The following is a 13,679-nucleotide window of genomic DNA, read 5'->3' as shown; positions in this document are numbered from 1 at the left end:
AGACGTAGTATAAAATCAACTAAGCTTCAGGTTGTAGTTTTTCATAACTGCCAGTTATATTGGCTCGGTACAAAAACCCACCTAATATGATTAGTCTCAATAGTAATAAACACCAAACACTTAGCCAAATACCAGTCATATCCCATTGCTGATAGAGCAACCAGCTTAATGGAAAGAAAATAGCAGCCAGTATCAGCGCCGCATTACGAATCACACTACCAGCCGTCAAGCCAAAAAATATCCCATCCAGCCAATATGCACCAACGCCAACAAGGGGTAGTAATACGGCGTACAAATGGTAGTCATAGGCGAGGGCAAATACTGGCTCAATATTAGTCATGAATCCTAAATATGTGGGCATTGCAAGCCACCAAATGGCGCTCAACATGATAGCAAGGCCATAGCTGACCACGCCTGTACGTTTCACAATAATACGAAAACGCGGCCAATCACGTCGTCCTGCAGATTGTCCGCTCAATGTCTCAGCGGACACAGCAACGCCATCCAGAGCAAAGGCAGATATACTTAGTACTTGTAACAAAATAGCATTGGCTGCCAGTATAACGTCACCGCTTTGGGCTGACAGTCGAGTAATCCAAGCAAAGCTTAGCGTTAAAATAAGAGTACGTACAAAGATATCTTTGTTTAATGAGAATAGCCTAAGCATTTTCTCTTTTGTGAAGTACTGTCGATCCGTCTTAAATAATACAGTCCACGATATTTTTAGGTGTTGGCGGCTCAACCATAATGCCATCAGTATTCCAAACCAAAATGCAATAGTTGTTCCCAATGCCACTCCAGCCAATCCCATCTGCATAACAAATACAAAAAACAAAGTCAGTACGATATTAAGCACAGCAATAAAACCCTGCTGGTAGAGCATATAACGGGTCTTACCTTGTCCTGCAAACCAACCAATAAATGCAAAGTTCATCAGCTCTGCGATTACGCCCCAAAAGCGCACATCTAAATAGATTTTTGCAGCGCGTCCACTCTCAGGGTTGGCTGACAGTGCTTGTAAGCCAAAATCAATTAGCCATGGCTTTGCTATTAGTAATATTGCTCCAATAGCAAACGCCAATAACAAAGCGCGTTGTAAGATAGACAGCAAAGGCGTAGGTGCTGATACGGCTGATGTGTTGTTATTACTAGCCAGTTGTCCCAGTGCCTGGGCGGCGAGCCCAGATGACGCGTACTGCAAAAAGTTAAAGCTGACAAGTAATAGCGACAGCAGTTGTATAGCTAGACCCATGCCGGCAAGTTTAGCGGTATCATTCATGTTACCTACAATTGCCGTATCAATGACACTTTGCAGTGGCATGGCCAAATTGGCTAGTAGCACAGGCAATGCAATCGCCACAATACGCTTATAACTTGTGTCAATAGGTGGCATCGCGTAAGAAGTTGTAGAATTAGCTGACATGAGTGGCTCATTTATACGTGGGCGATAAAGAGGTAAGTTCGTTAAATGATAATAAACTTGTAAGACAGTACATTTAACATAAGAGACAAAACAGCTATAAAGACAAAAGCACCTAGGCTCATTACTCATGAGTCAGGTGCTCTTATTCAAACATTGTAGCTGTTCACTTAGTAGTTATACAAAGATTAATAACACGATATTTCAGTATATCAATCCATTTAATATACCTTACTAAATATTGTCTTGTTCAGACATTTTTGGATCATTAAAAGTAACAATCTCTTCTTCAAACTCTGGTTTTACTTTTACGATAAAGTCATCGCGCGAAAGCCCCATACGTAATGGAATCGAGCTGGCGATATAAGTCGATGAGTAAGTACCCGCAAGTAAACCAATAAATAGAGCCACTGAGAACCAGTATAGTCCTTCACCGCCTAAGAATAACATGGCTAATACAACCAATAGGACAGTCGAGATGGTCATAATCGTACGGCGTAGCGTCTCGGTCAATGACAAATCAATCGTTTGCTCAGGCGTAATACCACGGACACGGCGGAAGTTTTCGCGAATACGGTCATACACAACAATCGTATCGTTCAACGAATAACCAATCAATGCCAATACCGCTGCCAATACCGTTAAGTCAAATGGAAAGCCGAATAACGCAAAAACACCGATGGTTACGACGGCATCATGGAATAGTGATAGTACGGCACCAAGAGACAGTTTGAACTGGAAGCGTAGAGCAACATAACCAAGCATACAAGCTAGTGCTAATGCCAATGCCATGACTGAGTTTAGATAAACCTCATTACCAACTTGGCTACCAATGATATTGACGTTACTGATGTCAGCTGTATTCTCTGGTAATGCTAAAGCCTGTGTCAGGTTCGCGCTCAAGCCATCAACATTATCAGACTGAGGGGGTAGACGTACCAATAGCTCTTCACGCGTACCTAGGTACTGTACAACCGCATCATCGAAGCCATTGTCTGCCAGTGCTTGCACAACAGCAACTTGCTCAACAGGCTGCTCGTAACGCACATCAGCTGATACACCGCCAGTAAAGTCAAGACCTAGGTTCAGGCCATTTACGGCGATAGCAATGATACTACCAATAACCATAAATAAAGACAGTAGTGCCATTGGCTTTTCTATCTTCATAAATGGAATGATACGTTGGCTACCAACAGCTTTAATGCCACCTTCAGCGACGGCTGCTGCATCATCTTCAGCATCGCCAGTTACTAGGTTAGAATTGACTGCTGTAGAGAGCGCTTGATTATCTTTAGCCTTTTGACCTTTACCGCCGCGACGACTAGGGTTTTTTCCTGATTTTGCGCTAGTAGGGTTGTTGCTTTTGGTATTGCTACCTTTACCATCACGACGCGGTTTATTACGGCGACGCGTACTTGCATTGGTCGTCTCACCGTTTGAGCCATTTCGATCAGGATTATTCTGCTGTTCTAAAGGGTTGTTGTTATCGATCGCCATAGTGTTCTCCTAACCGATGCTCAGACTTTTGATGGATTTACGCTTACCATAAGCAATTTGTACCAGTGCACGTGTCACCAAAATTGCGGTGAATAGTGAGCTGACAATACCAATAGCTAGCGTAATCGCGAAGCCTTTAATCGGACCAGTACCAATCGCAAATAGGATAAACGCGACCAATAAGGTAGTAATGTTGGCATCAAAAATACTGCTAAATGCGCGATCAAAACCTGCCACGATGGCTGACTTCGGCCGTACACCATTTGCAATCTCCTCTCGTATTCGCTCAAAGATCAGTACGTTGGCATCAACCGCCATACCGATGGTCAAAACGATACCTGCGATACCAGGTAGGGTAAGTGATGAACCCAAGATTGACATGATTGAAATGATAATAATAACGTTGACGGCTAGCGCGACGTTGGCAATGACACCAAATAAGCGATAGAAGATAATCATAAACGCGAAGACTAACAAATAGCCAACCTGCGTAGAGAACAATCCTTTATCGATGTTTTCTTGACCGAGTGATGGACCAATAGTACGTTCTTCTACGAAATACATTGGTGCAGCAAGAGCGCCTGAGCGTAGCAAGAGCGCAAGCTCAGCTGCTTCAGCACTACTATCTAAACCAGTAATACGGAATGATGATCCCAATACTGCTTGAATGTTGGCACGGTTAATGACTTTGGTTTCAGCATAAGGTGTACGTACTTCAGTCGTCTCACCAGTTGCTGGATCTTCTTCGTAAGTAATTCTTTGCTTGTTTTCAATGAATAATACAGCCATCTGTTGACCAACCGCTGTACGAGTGGCGTTCTGCATGAGCTTGCCGCCAGCACTATCCAAGGTAATACTTACTTCTGGTAGACCACTTTCATCTAAGCCAGTTTGCGCGTTGGTTACTTTGTCCCCTGTGACGATCGCCTGACGATCTAACAATACAGGCGGGCCATCAAGTGTTTCGAATGGGAATGCCTCTGTACCCGCTGGAGGTATACCGCCTGTATAGGTATCGGCATCTTCTGCCACCATACGGAACTCAAGGTTTGCAGTACGACCAAGGACACGCTTTGCTTCAGCAGTATCTTGCACACCAGGTAGTTCAACGACGATACGGCTAGCGCCTTGCGACTGTACCAAAGCTTCAGTCACACCCAGCTCAGCAATACGGTTACGTAGAGTCGTCAAGTTCTGGTTGACCGCGTAGCTATTGATTTCGTCAAGTGTCGCGTCGTTATACGATAAGACCAATGCAGGGCCTTGATCATCAATAGAAGACTGCAAGTTAAATGTATTGCTCATCGAGCCTTGTAATACATTTTGTGCACGGTTACGAGTATCAGTATCGGCAAAATGCAATACCACGCCGCGATCTTCGGTTTTGATGCCTTTGATTGCTACTCGCTCAGCACGTAGCTCACGTCGCATATCGCGACTCGCACTGGTCAAACGCTGTTCAAGCGCCTTGTCCATATCGACTTCGAGTACAAAACGTACACCACCACGTAAATCAAGACCAAGCTTCATCGGTCTTGCACCGATATCACGTAGCCACTGCGGGGTAGTCTGTGCTAGGTTGAGGGCAACGACATAGTCTTCGCCCAAGTTTTGACGTAGCACTTCCTGCGCCTTTAACTGGTCGACTGGGTTGTTGAGACGTACCAGCGCGCTGTTGCCTTCAAACGTACCATCGTGGTTATCTAGACCTGCCTCTTCAAGTAAGCTTTGAGACTCGGTTAAGATACCTTCAGATAGCTGAGTCCCTGCTGCTGCGCTTGTAATTTGCACAGCAGGTTCGTCAGGGTAAAGGTTGGGGGCAGCATATAAACCGGCAACGAGCAGCACGACGGCAATTAGTAAGTATTTCCAAGCGGGATATTGCATAATCACTTCTTTAAGTTGATAAACGACTGGCGACATAGGCCACAAGTTAGCAGATGGGAAGTTAGCGATAGCAACGGTCGAGTGCTATGTTCAGCAGCCGTCATCATGCACCATTGCGATCATCCGCGATGATAGTAACGCATAAAATAGTAAAGCAAATAATATAGATGTTTCTTTATCTGGTCACTACAGTCTATATTAGATAAAAATAAAACACCTAAACAGTAAGCCTAATTTATATAATAATTATACCTTACTGTGTTAATAGCGAAAAATGACCGTAAATCATATACGGTCATTTTTTAGTCATTACATTCAGTAATGCGACAACTATTGAATGATCACTAGTAAAAACCAGTGAACATTCTAATTAGACGCTTTCGATCGTGCCAGCAGGCAATACTGAAATAACAGAAGCACGTTGTACTTTCACGTCAGTATTGTTGTTTAGACTCACAACGGCATAATCGCCTTCGATCGCTTTAATACGGCCCATTAAGCCACCAGCAAAAATGATTTCACTACCAACAGTTAATGCGTTAACCATGGCACGATGTTCCTTAGTACGCTTAGACTGCGGGCGAATAACCAAGAAGTAAAAAATCGCAAAAAATGCAACGGGTAGTAAAATCTGACCGAATAGACCTGCAGCACCTGCAGTCTCTGGTGCAGCATGGGCAGCTTGAATAAATAAGCTCATAATATCTCTCAGTAAGTCATGGACAATAATAAAATTAGACGCATAGTAACAAAAAATCCCAGTCTTGGTAACTGTTAATCATAGGCTGAGCGTGTTTTTCTTAGTATAAGGCATACTATCAGCCAACGGATAGGACAACATTTTTTTACTATATTCAAACCCTAACGCAAAAGTTCAGATTAGGTAAGCATAAAGAATAGGCTAGTAAAGATGTAATCGTACAACCATTAATAGTAGGGCAATAAAAGTCATCAAAAAACAAAAACTTAAAAATGGCGACTTATTGTGAAATGGTATCATCAATGCTACTATCAAATGGCAATGATTGCCTGCATTTAAGATACTATATATTGAAGCGTAATACGGCTTTTTGAAGCATAGTATGACCTTGAAATAGTTACTAAATCAGCTTTGATTAACGATTTGTACGGTAGACAGTTGCCTTCTATTACTTTAATAATAGTACTCTGAAAATTGATACGAATCACTTATTATATTATCTTCCTTTTCCTCTTTTTAGGTTACCTAACTTGTTCACCACTTTTATGTTTGTACCTCGTTTATGTCGTCCGCGCGCTCATCGTAAAGACGCATCTGCAGAGCCTCCCCCGAGAATGACTACTAGTTCTCGATTTGGTTATACTTCTTTTTCGGCATTTTCTGTATTAGCAATTTTCATGCTACCGCAGACAGTGTGGGCAGCGGGTGCTGTATCAACATCTACCGCTGCGGCAGCCCCAACTGCGCTGAGCATTTCTCTATTAATCTTTTTTGTCTTACTCGCTATTGGTGTCTCTTTTGTTTGCTCATTAGCAGAATCTGTTTTGCTGAGCATGACACCATCATTTATTGCGGATGTGCAAGAAAGTAATCCCAAAAAAGCAGAAATGCTCAAAAGCCTTAAAGTAGACAATATTGATCAGTCACTAGCTGCTATTTTAACGTTGAATACGGTTGCCCATACACTCGGCTCTATTGGTGCTGGTGCGCAGGCTACGATCGTATTTGGTAGCGCTTGGTTTGGTCTGTTTTCTGCTCTGATGACGCTTGCTATCTTGTTCATGTCTGAGATTATTCCAAAAACACTGGGTACATTGTACTGGCGTCAGTTAAGCGGCTTGGTTGCTTACTTTGTTCGCGGCATTATCATGATTCTATACCCATTAATTTGGTTCTCAGAGCGTCTGACGAAGTTATTGGTACGCGGTAAAGAACCGCAGACGTTTAGCCGTCGCGAATTTGCAGCTCTTGCTAGTATCGGTGAAGAGTCAGGCCAAATTGACCCGTTAGAGTCGCGTATCATTCGCAACTTGCTTGCATTTGGTGCTATTAAAGTCGAAGATATCATGACACCGCGTTCAGTAATGCTCGCATTTGAAGAAAATAAGACGGTTGCCGAGCTATTGGTTGATCGTCCAAAACTGACGTTTTCTCGCTTACCAATCTATGATGGTGACTTGGATAATATTACAGGTTTTGTCCTAAAAACGGACATGTTACTGGCGAAAGTCAACCATGCTATGCATAAACCGTTGACACAGTTTCAGCGAGACATCACTTTTGTCTTCTCTAAAATGAAGCTATTTGATTTGTTAGAACTGATGTTAAAAAATCGCATTCATATTGCGATTACAGTTGGTGAGTATGGTGAAGTCAAAGGACTTGTAACTTTAGAAGATGTATTTGAGACATTATTGGGTCTTGAAATTGTTGATGAAATAGATCGCGTTGAGGATATGCAAGCATTAGCTCGCCAGATGATGGATAGACGGGTAGAGCGCTTAGGCATGAAACTCAGCGATGATGAGCGGTATGAAGACAGCAACAATGATGCTAAGCTCTAACGAAACTGAGCTTAAATGATGATATTGGTAGTTTAGACATAATCATTTGAGCTAGGGTTTTCAACATAAGTCCTCAAGAATATTTGAGTTGATAGCCTGTTTTTCATTCGCAATAATTACACAGGGTGTCACATGACTGTGAGAATTCGATGATAGGCTCGGCATATGATATGAGTACACTAATATAGATATATCTATACAGATACACTGCCAAAATAAATGATAAAAGAGCGTTAATCGTCAATATATGACACTAACGAAAAAAAATATCGCTAAGGATTATCATGAAAAAATTATTGGGAAATGGGTTATTAGCTTTATTGGTGAAAAGTGCCAGCATCACTGCAATTGTAGCAGTAGCCAGCACCATTAGTATCAATGCACAAGCGGCTACCATGACCGAGGATTTGGTACAGAACTATGCTGCAGCAATGAAAGCATCAGCGAATAGTCAAAGCATCAATCAGGTATCACGCCTAGTATCGGATGACGCGCTTATTTCTTTATCTAGAAAAGGTAAGTCTACTAGTTTAGATAAAGATGCGTATCTAAGGCTGCTCCAAAACAGCTGGAATGACACGTCTAATTATCGCTATGACATTTCGGTAGAAAACGTGGTAATTACTGGTTCACAAGCAAAAGCTAATGTGACGACCAATGAGAGCTGGGTAAAAAATGGTCAGCAGGTATCGTTTGTCACTACATCTCGTGTGACTTTGACCTTGTCTACTGGTAATGCAGTGCTGTTGCGAGCAGTATCACAGGTGGCTATCAACTAAGTCATTATTGACTATTTAGGGCAAGGCAACGCTATTGTTAGTATAGACAATAGCTGATTAAGCTAGCTGTGACTTTGACTCATAAAAATGTTTAGTTAGCTAAGCAGTCATTACTTAGTTTTATAGGCTACTTGAGCGTCTATTATTATCTTTTATATTAGGCTAGTTTTTACTTTATATTGCGTACTATACTATCCATCAACTTTATTTTATTAATTTCTGTCGTTAGGAAGCTTCCAATACCATGTCTACTGTGCTATCACATTCTCGCTCATTTATTGCGTTGCCATTGACGCTTGCGGTATCCACTTTACTGATTAGTGCGTGTAGCAATACATCAGCAGTAAAAAACAACGGTGCGGCCAATAGCTCATCTGTCATCACTAAAAGCCCTACCAACCAAGGGACAAATACAGGTAGTGCAGACTACTCAACGGCGTTTTTGGACGCAGAGAGTTTAGATGAGTTGGCTGACCTGTTAGAAGCCACTGATATGACAATGGTAGAAGGTAATAAGCTTGTCATTCAGCAGTATGGTGATTTGTGGAACCGTTTGCGCGCAGGCTATCGCATGAATGGTGGCAAGCCAATCTATAATCAGCGTATTGAAGGCCAAAAAAGCTGGTTTACCAGTAGACAGGATTATCTAAATCGTCTAACTGCGCGTGCCAGTCGCTATATCTATCATACGGTAAGGGAAGCGGAGCGTCGCAACATTCCGACAGAGCTGGCCTTATTGCCAGTTATCGAGAGCTCTTACGATCCTAGCGGTACTAGTAGTGCGGCAGCCGCAGGCTTATGGCAGTTTATCCCAAGCACGGGCCGTATTTATGGTTTGAACCAAAGCAGCACTTATGATGGTCGCCGTGATGTTATCGAGTCGACACGTGCTGCCTATGACTTCTTGACAGCGTTGCACAACCAGTTTGGTAGTTGGGAGCTAGCATTGGCTGCTTACAATGCTGGGCCTGGCCGTGTACAAAAAGCAATTGATGCCAATGCAGCGCGCGGACTACCAACAGATTATTGGTCGCTTCAACTGCCTACTGAAACGATGAACTATGTACCGCGTTTCTTAGCTGTTGCCGAAATCGTTGCCAAGCCTGAACAGTATGGTGTGTATCTACCCGCTATCGCTAACCGTCAGCATTTCCGTAGTGTACCTGTTAATTATGGTGTGAGCTTGTCTGAAGTGTCGCAGTTGACTGGCGTTAGCTACGATGAGCTAGAGCGTTTAAACACTGCACTGACCTCAGGCCGTGTTGATTCTTCGGGTCCGCAGCGTGTCATTATTCCAAACGATGTTAGTCTCAATACTGATGCTAAATTAAGTGGGCTCAGAGGCAATGGTACAGGCAATGTACTTGCATCGACTAATACAGACAGCTCAAGTACGACAGCGACCACGCCAAGCTACAATAACAAACCATATAGTGCCTCATCGCTACCGTCTACTGGTAGTGCATTGGCTGACTATGCCGCTAGCGCTAGCGTACCTCAGCAGACAACCAGCTATATTTCACCGTCTGCCACATCAAGCAGCTCTGTAGGTAGTGGTAATTCCTCAGCTCGTATAGAGCCACCACTGACCACTGCAGAAACTAATAAAATCAATGCTGAGCTTAAGAGCAGTAACAGTCTACCGACGACGTCCGCTCAGATTACTCAGAACAATACGATTGTCCAAGAACCACCACTTAGCAAGGAAGAGCGTGATTTCATTGCGAGTCAGATCCGTAGAAGTACTTCTGAGACCAATGTCATCAATGCTGACGGTAACATCAATTTATCAGCCGTACAGACGCAGCAGTCTATCTTAGAAGCAAGTGGTGAAGAGAAAAAACTTAGTTTTGCCAAAAATACGGTAAGTAAGCCAAAGCCACAAGGCACTCGTACTACCTATACAGTAAAACGTGGTGATACGCTTTCTAACATTGCGAGCCGAGCAGGGGTTAGCTGGCGTGATATCGCAGAATGGAACCAAATAGATGCCAGTGCCAACCTGCTATCTGGTAGTACGCTGTACTTATACGATGCTAAGACCATTGAACCATTAAGTACTGCTAACAACGCAGCTGCTAGTCAGCCTGACAGTTACGTCGTAAAAAGTGGTGATACCCTTATCGGTACAGCAAATCGTTTTGGTTTGTCAGTTACCCAGCTAGCCAGCTATAACAACCTCAGTAGCCGCGCTGATCTATTAAGAGGTCAAAAACTATGGCTCATACCAGGTAAAGTCACCGCACCTAAAACCACGCCGGCAGCACCTTCTACCAAGCCGAGTAAGTCAAGCACCACGACTAAGAGCTATAGAGTAAAAGCAGGGGATGGACTGATTGCATTAGCACGTCAATTCAATGTGTCGACAGATACTTTAGCCAGTCTCAACGGTATCAATACCAAAAGTTCGCTCTATGTTGGTCAAACGCTTAAAGTACCAGCCAGTGTTGATTTTTATGCTGTAAATACTACAGGTGCTAACAATAGTAGTAGCTCAAGCTCAGTGGCCACTACCAGTTATAAAGTACAATCAGGTGATACACTGATTGGAATTGCTAACAGCATCGGAGTTAGCGCAACTGAACTGGCTGCGGTAAACAGCAATTTTGATGCAAAAGCTCGCCTACAACGTGGTCAAACGATTAAAGTTCCTGCTTCTAAAGAGTTGGTCGACCGGCAGTTAAATGATAAAGCGGTCAGTTACAAGGTAAAATCAGGTGATACGCTAACGGGTGTCGCCAGACGCTACAATATTGGCTTAAGTGATTTGGCGTCAGCAAATAACCTGAATACCAACTCTAATCTTATATTGGGTCGTACTATCACTATCCCTGCTAGTGGCAGCGTCGCAAGTACATCTACTAGCAGTCAAAGCAGCAGTTCTGCTAGTAGCAGTAGTAGCTCAGCAAGTAGCGGAACAAAACTGAGTAACACCGAAAGTTACAAGGTGAAATCTGGTGATGGCCTCATTGCTTTAGCACGTCGGTTTGGCGTATCGGTAGCAGACTTGGCAGCAACCAATGATCTAGCGACTAATGCTCAGTTACAACGCGGGCAAACACTAAAAGTGCCAAAAGCCACAGTAAGCTATACGGTTGGCTCGGGTGATAGTTTGATTGGTCTGGCCCGTAAATATGGTGTCTCAACGCAAGAGCTAGCTGATATGAATAATATCGCGGCCAATACTATGTTACAGCGTGGTCAACGTTTAACCGTACCTAATCGTTAATTAGTATTTTATTGTCGAATGACGCTTAAGTAGGTAGTACTAAATCAATCGTATCACACAAAAAAGCTGCTCTTTATAAGAGCAGCTTTTTTCATTTAATGAGAATAACTAACTGTAATAAGTCAGCTCACAAGCCGTCTATTACTATCTGTAAATTAGACAGTCTGAGTTTTAATAGTCTCAAGATAGCTTCTGATATTACTGACATAGTGCATGGCTTGACCATAGCGGCTATTCGATGCTCTATTGTCTGCTAAATAAGCATAGACGTTCGCCCAGCTCTTATCGTCGATACCTTGATCTCGTAGTTCGCGTTGGATTCTTTTTACCGCATTGGGACCCATGTTATAACCTGCAAGGGCAAACCAGATACGGTCAGTTTTTGGTACATCAGCAAAATCTGCTTTCACTTGCTCTAAATAACGTGCGCCACCGCCAATACTTTGATAGGGGTCAACGCGATCTGAGACACCCATCGCTTTTGCGGTGTTGTTGGTCAGCATCATCAATCCGCGTACGCCGGTCGGCGACACAGCGTTGGCATCAAGATGTGATTCTTGATAGCCCATCGCGACCAGTAGTTCCCAGTCGTGATTGTAATTGCGTGCTTGCTCTTCAAACGAAGACTGATAGTCAGGTAGTTTTTCTGTCAACGTTCTCTGAAAATGATCCTGACTATAGGCATCTTTTAGCAAGTTTTGATTGTAGAATGCAGCGAGTTTTTGTGTATTTTGCAGCTTGATGCTATCGCACAAAAAGTAACTGGCCTTTCTTGATAATGGGTCATTAGACGAGCTAAACGACCAACTTACCTTGGGATGTAGACCGTTCTTAGTCAGACTAGAATCATAACCACAGCTGACATTGATAGATGATAGATTTAGCTGGCTTTTTAACTTAGTGCTAGCCGTAGTCAGCGCCATATCAGCATTGCCTGTTCTTAATGCTTTTAACGCTGCTTCTTCACTGGCATAGGCTTTTAGATTGATATCGACACCAAGCTCGTCGGCATACGTGCGCACCAGATCAAAACCAAAACCGTGTTGGAAGCCATCGGTTGCAAAGTAAGTGCTATCGCCTGGCACCGCAGCAATGGTCAAGGTGTTTTCCAGCATGACATTGTCATAGGCTGGTACCGGTGTATTTATGGTCGTCAAACTCTCAGCGGGTAAAGAGAGTAGGGCTATGCTTGAGATTTGTGCGAGCTTCTTGGTTCTGGCAAAACGATTAGACGCAGTAGGGGTAAAGGATGAAACGATGTTACTTTTGGTGTTTAGTAGGCGTTTAGATGGACGCAGTAAATAAGAAATACGGCGTTTGGCCCCTTGCGCAGATACTTTTACACGATAAGTAATACGCTGCATGGATGTCTCCTGATTTTAGCCATCCTTCTTACCGCAAAAACACGTACAAATATATATGCATAATATTGATATATATCGATATCGTATTTTAAATAGAGTGGCATTTTTAATAGGATAAATGCCGCTCTATCTTGTTTGACTATAGCGCCACTAGCGTACTCTCTCTAAGAGTTAGTGGGATAGTTTGTCGTCAGCCAGCTATCGATATGTCATAAAGCGTTATAAACAGTATTCGTAAGTACTGGTTTAAAATACTGAACGCATAACGACGCGAAGGATATACATCAGATGATTCCTTCATCGATAACTAAATATGGCTAGTGGCCAAACAACTATACATCAAACATAGGTAAGGTCATGATTAAGTTATTGAGACAAAGACATAGTTTGAAACATTGATGTAAAGTTTTGCCAATCAGGCAAGTACATTCATCTATTTTAACTATGCTAACTTTGATGGCTGGCTAACCTTTGAATCACTAATATTAAATTACTAGTAATAGGGTAGCTGGCTATTAAAGTTAATTGTCCAGCGATGAGGAGAAATGAGCAACCAAAATTGATAACATATAGCTGCTTATCAAACTGACTATGTCATACCGTCATCGCGACACTAAAAATAAAAAAATACCATGCTGCTAACGTTTATAGTGCAAACATAGTATCTTAATGGGTAGCGGTTTAAAGTCTTATCGCTGATATAGCATGATAAAACCTTAAACAACTACCAGCGTCATTTTAGTGCCATAACCGGAAGCTGTAATAATGGGAAGTTTCATGACAAAACTTACTGTCTTACGGGTTGTAATATGCGGTTACTTATTGCATTATTCAAGTGGAGTTAAGAAAAAAGCGATAAAACTTAACAATTAAGCTATAAACGGATAATTTTTCAGGTATTTAGTACGTAATAATCAGAAATAGAATAATAAAGCCTATATAGAAGCAATAATAGACTT

At 42.6% G+C, this 13,679-nt stretch carries 9 protein-coding genes; 3 read left to right on the top strand and 6 right to left on the bottom strand.

All coding sequences use genetic code 11. The features are described from left to right. Positions 1-19: 19 nt before the first annotated feature. From ACT3QN_RS00445 to ACT3QN_RS00425, 5 genes are all read right to left on the bottom strand, one after another. The gene (locus tag ACT3QN_RS00445; protein WP_444522000.1) at positions 20-1,423 is read right to left on the bottom strand and encodes an MATE family efflux transporter; all 1,404 of its coding nucleotides are present in this window, start codon (positions 1,421-1,423) and stop codon (positions 20-22) included. Between the two features lie 231 nt (positions 1,424-1,654). After that, the gene (gene secF, locus ACT3QN_RS00440) at positions 1,655-2,917 is read right to left on the bottom strand and encodes a protein translocase subunit SecF (RefSeq protein ID WP_444522001.1); all 1,263 of its coding nucleotides are present in this window, start codon (positions 2,915-2,917) and stop codon (positions 1,655-1,657) included. A gap of 9 nt (positions 2,918-2,926) precedes the next feature. Further along, positions 2,927-4,804: a protein translocase subunit SecD gene (gene secD, locus ACT3QN_RS00435; protein WP_444519659.1), complete on the bottom strand. Its 1,878-nt coding sequence runs from the start codon at positions 4,802-4,804 to the stop codon at positions 2,927-2,929. Positions 4,805-5,174: 370 nt separating this feature from the next. Further along, positions 5,175-5,504 carry a preprotein translocase subunit YajC gene (gene yajC / locus ACT3QN_RS00430; protein ID WP_057759529.1) on the bottom strand — a complete coding sequence of 110 codons (330 nt, stop codon included), beginning with the start codon at positions 5,502-5,504 and terminating at the stop codon, positions 5,175-5,177. A 637-nt stretch (positions 5,505-6,141) separates the two neighbouring features. After that, complete coding sequence (locus tag ACT3QN_RS00425) at positions 6,142-6,339, bottom strand: hypothetical protein (protein WP_444522002.1); 198 nt, start codon at positions 6,337-6,339, stop codon at positions 6,142-6,144. Here ACT3QN_RS00425 and ACT3QN_RS00420 point away from each other — a divergent pair. The 3 genes from ACT3QN_RS00420 to ACT3QN_RS00410 all read left to right on the top strand — a co-directional run bounded on the left by ACT3QN_RS00420 (position 6,338) and on the right by ACT3QN_RS00410 (position 11,356). Then, entirely contained in the window at positions 6,338-7,348 is a 1,011-nt protein-coding gene (locus tag ACT3QN_RS00420) for a CNNM domain-containing protein (protein ID WP_444522003.1), read from the top strand. The genes ACT3QN_RS00425 and ACT3QN_RS00420 overlap by 2 nt on opposite strands. A 284-nt stretch (positions 7,349-7,632) precedes the next feature. Continuing rightward, entirely contained in the window at positions 7,633-8,127 is a 495-nt protein-coding gene (locus tag ACT3QN_RS00415) for a hypothetical protein (RefSeq protein ID WP_444522004.1), read from the top strand. A 244-nt stretch (positions 8,128-8,371) separates the two neighbouring features. Then, on the top strand, positions 8,372-11,356 hold the full coding sequence (locus tag ACT3QN_RS00410) for a LysM peptidoglycan-binding domain-containing protein (RefSeq protein ID WP_444528712.1): 2,985 nt from the start codon (positions 8,372-8,374) through the stop codon (positions 11,354-11,356). 155 nt (positions 11,357-11,511) lie between these two features. Here ACT3QN_RS00410 and ACT3QN_RS00405 read toward each other — a convergent pair whose 3' ends face one another. After that, positions 11,512-12,720: a transglycosylase SLT domain-containing protein gene (locus tag ACT3QN_RS00405; protein WP_444522006.1), complete on the bottom strand. Its 1,209-nt coding sequence runs from the start codon at positions 12,718-12,720 to the stop codon at positions 11,512-11,514. Positions 12,721-13,679: the final 959 nt, after the last annotated feature.

Source organism: Psychrobacter sp. AOP7-C1-14 (assembly GCF_052376135.1).
In the GTDB taxonomy this organism is placed as follows: Bacteria; Pseudomonadota; Gammaproteobacteria; order Pseudomonadales; family Moraxellaceae; genus Psychrobacter.
This window is presented reverse-complemented; position numbering and strand designations above follow the sequence as displayed.

What these genes read in the sequence shown, in the direction of transcription:
- ACT3QN_RS00445 (WP_444522000.1), bottom strand. Translation starts at nt 1,423, where the DNA reads ATGTCAGCTAATTCTACAACTTCTTACGCGATGCCACCTATTGACACA.
- secF (WP_444522001.1), bottom strand. Translation starts at nt 2,917, where the DNA reads ATGGCGATCGATAACAACAACCCTTTAGAACAGCAGAATAATCCTGAT.
- secD (WP_444519659.1), bottom strand. Translation starts at nt 4,804, where the DNA reads ATGCAATATCCCGCTTGGAAATACTTACTAATTGCCGTCGTGCTGCTC.
- yajC (WP_057759529.1), bottom strand. Translation starts at nt 5,504, where the DNA reads ATGAGCTTATTTATTCAAGCTGCCCATGCTGCACCAGAGACTGCAGGT.
- ACT3QN_RS00420 (WP_444522003.1), top strand. Translation starts at nt 6,338, where the DNA reads ATGACACCATCATTTATTGCGGATGTGCAAGAAAGTAATCCCAAAAAA.
- ACT3QN_RS00425 (WP_444522002.1), bottom strand. Translation starts at nt 6,339, where the DNA reads ATGCTCAGCAAAACAGATTCTGCTAATGAGCAAACAAAAGAGACACCA.
- ACT3QN_RS00415 (WP_444522004.1), top strand. Translation starts at nt 7,633, where the DNA reads ATGAAAAAATTATTGGGAAATGGGTTATTAGCTTTATTGGTGAAAAGT.
- ACT3QN_RS00410 (WP_444528712.1), top strand. Translation starts at nt 8,372, where the DNA reads ATGTCTACTGTGCTATCACATTCTCGCTCATTTATTGCGTTGCCATTG.
- ACT3QN_RS00405 (WP_444522006.1), bottom strand. Translation starts at nt 12,720, where the DNA reads ATGCAGCGTATTACTTATCGTGTAAAAGTATCTGCGCAAGGGGCCAAA.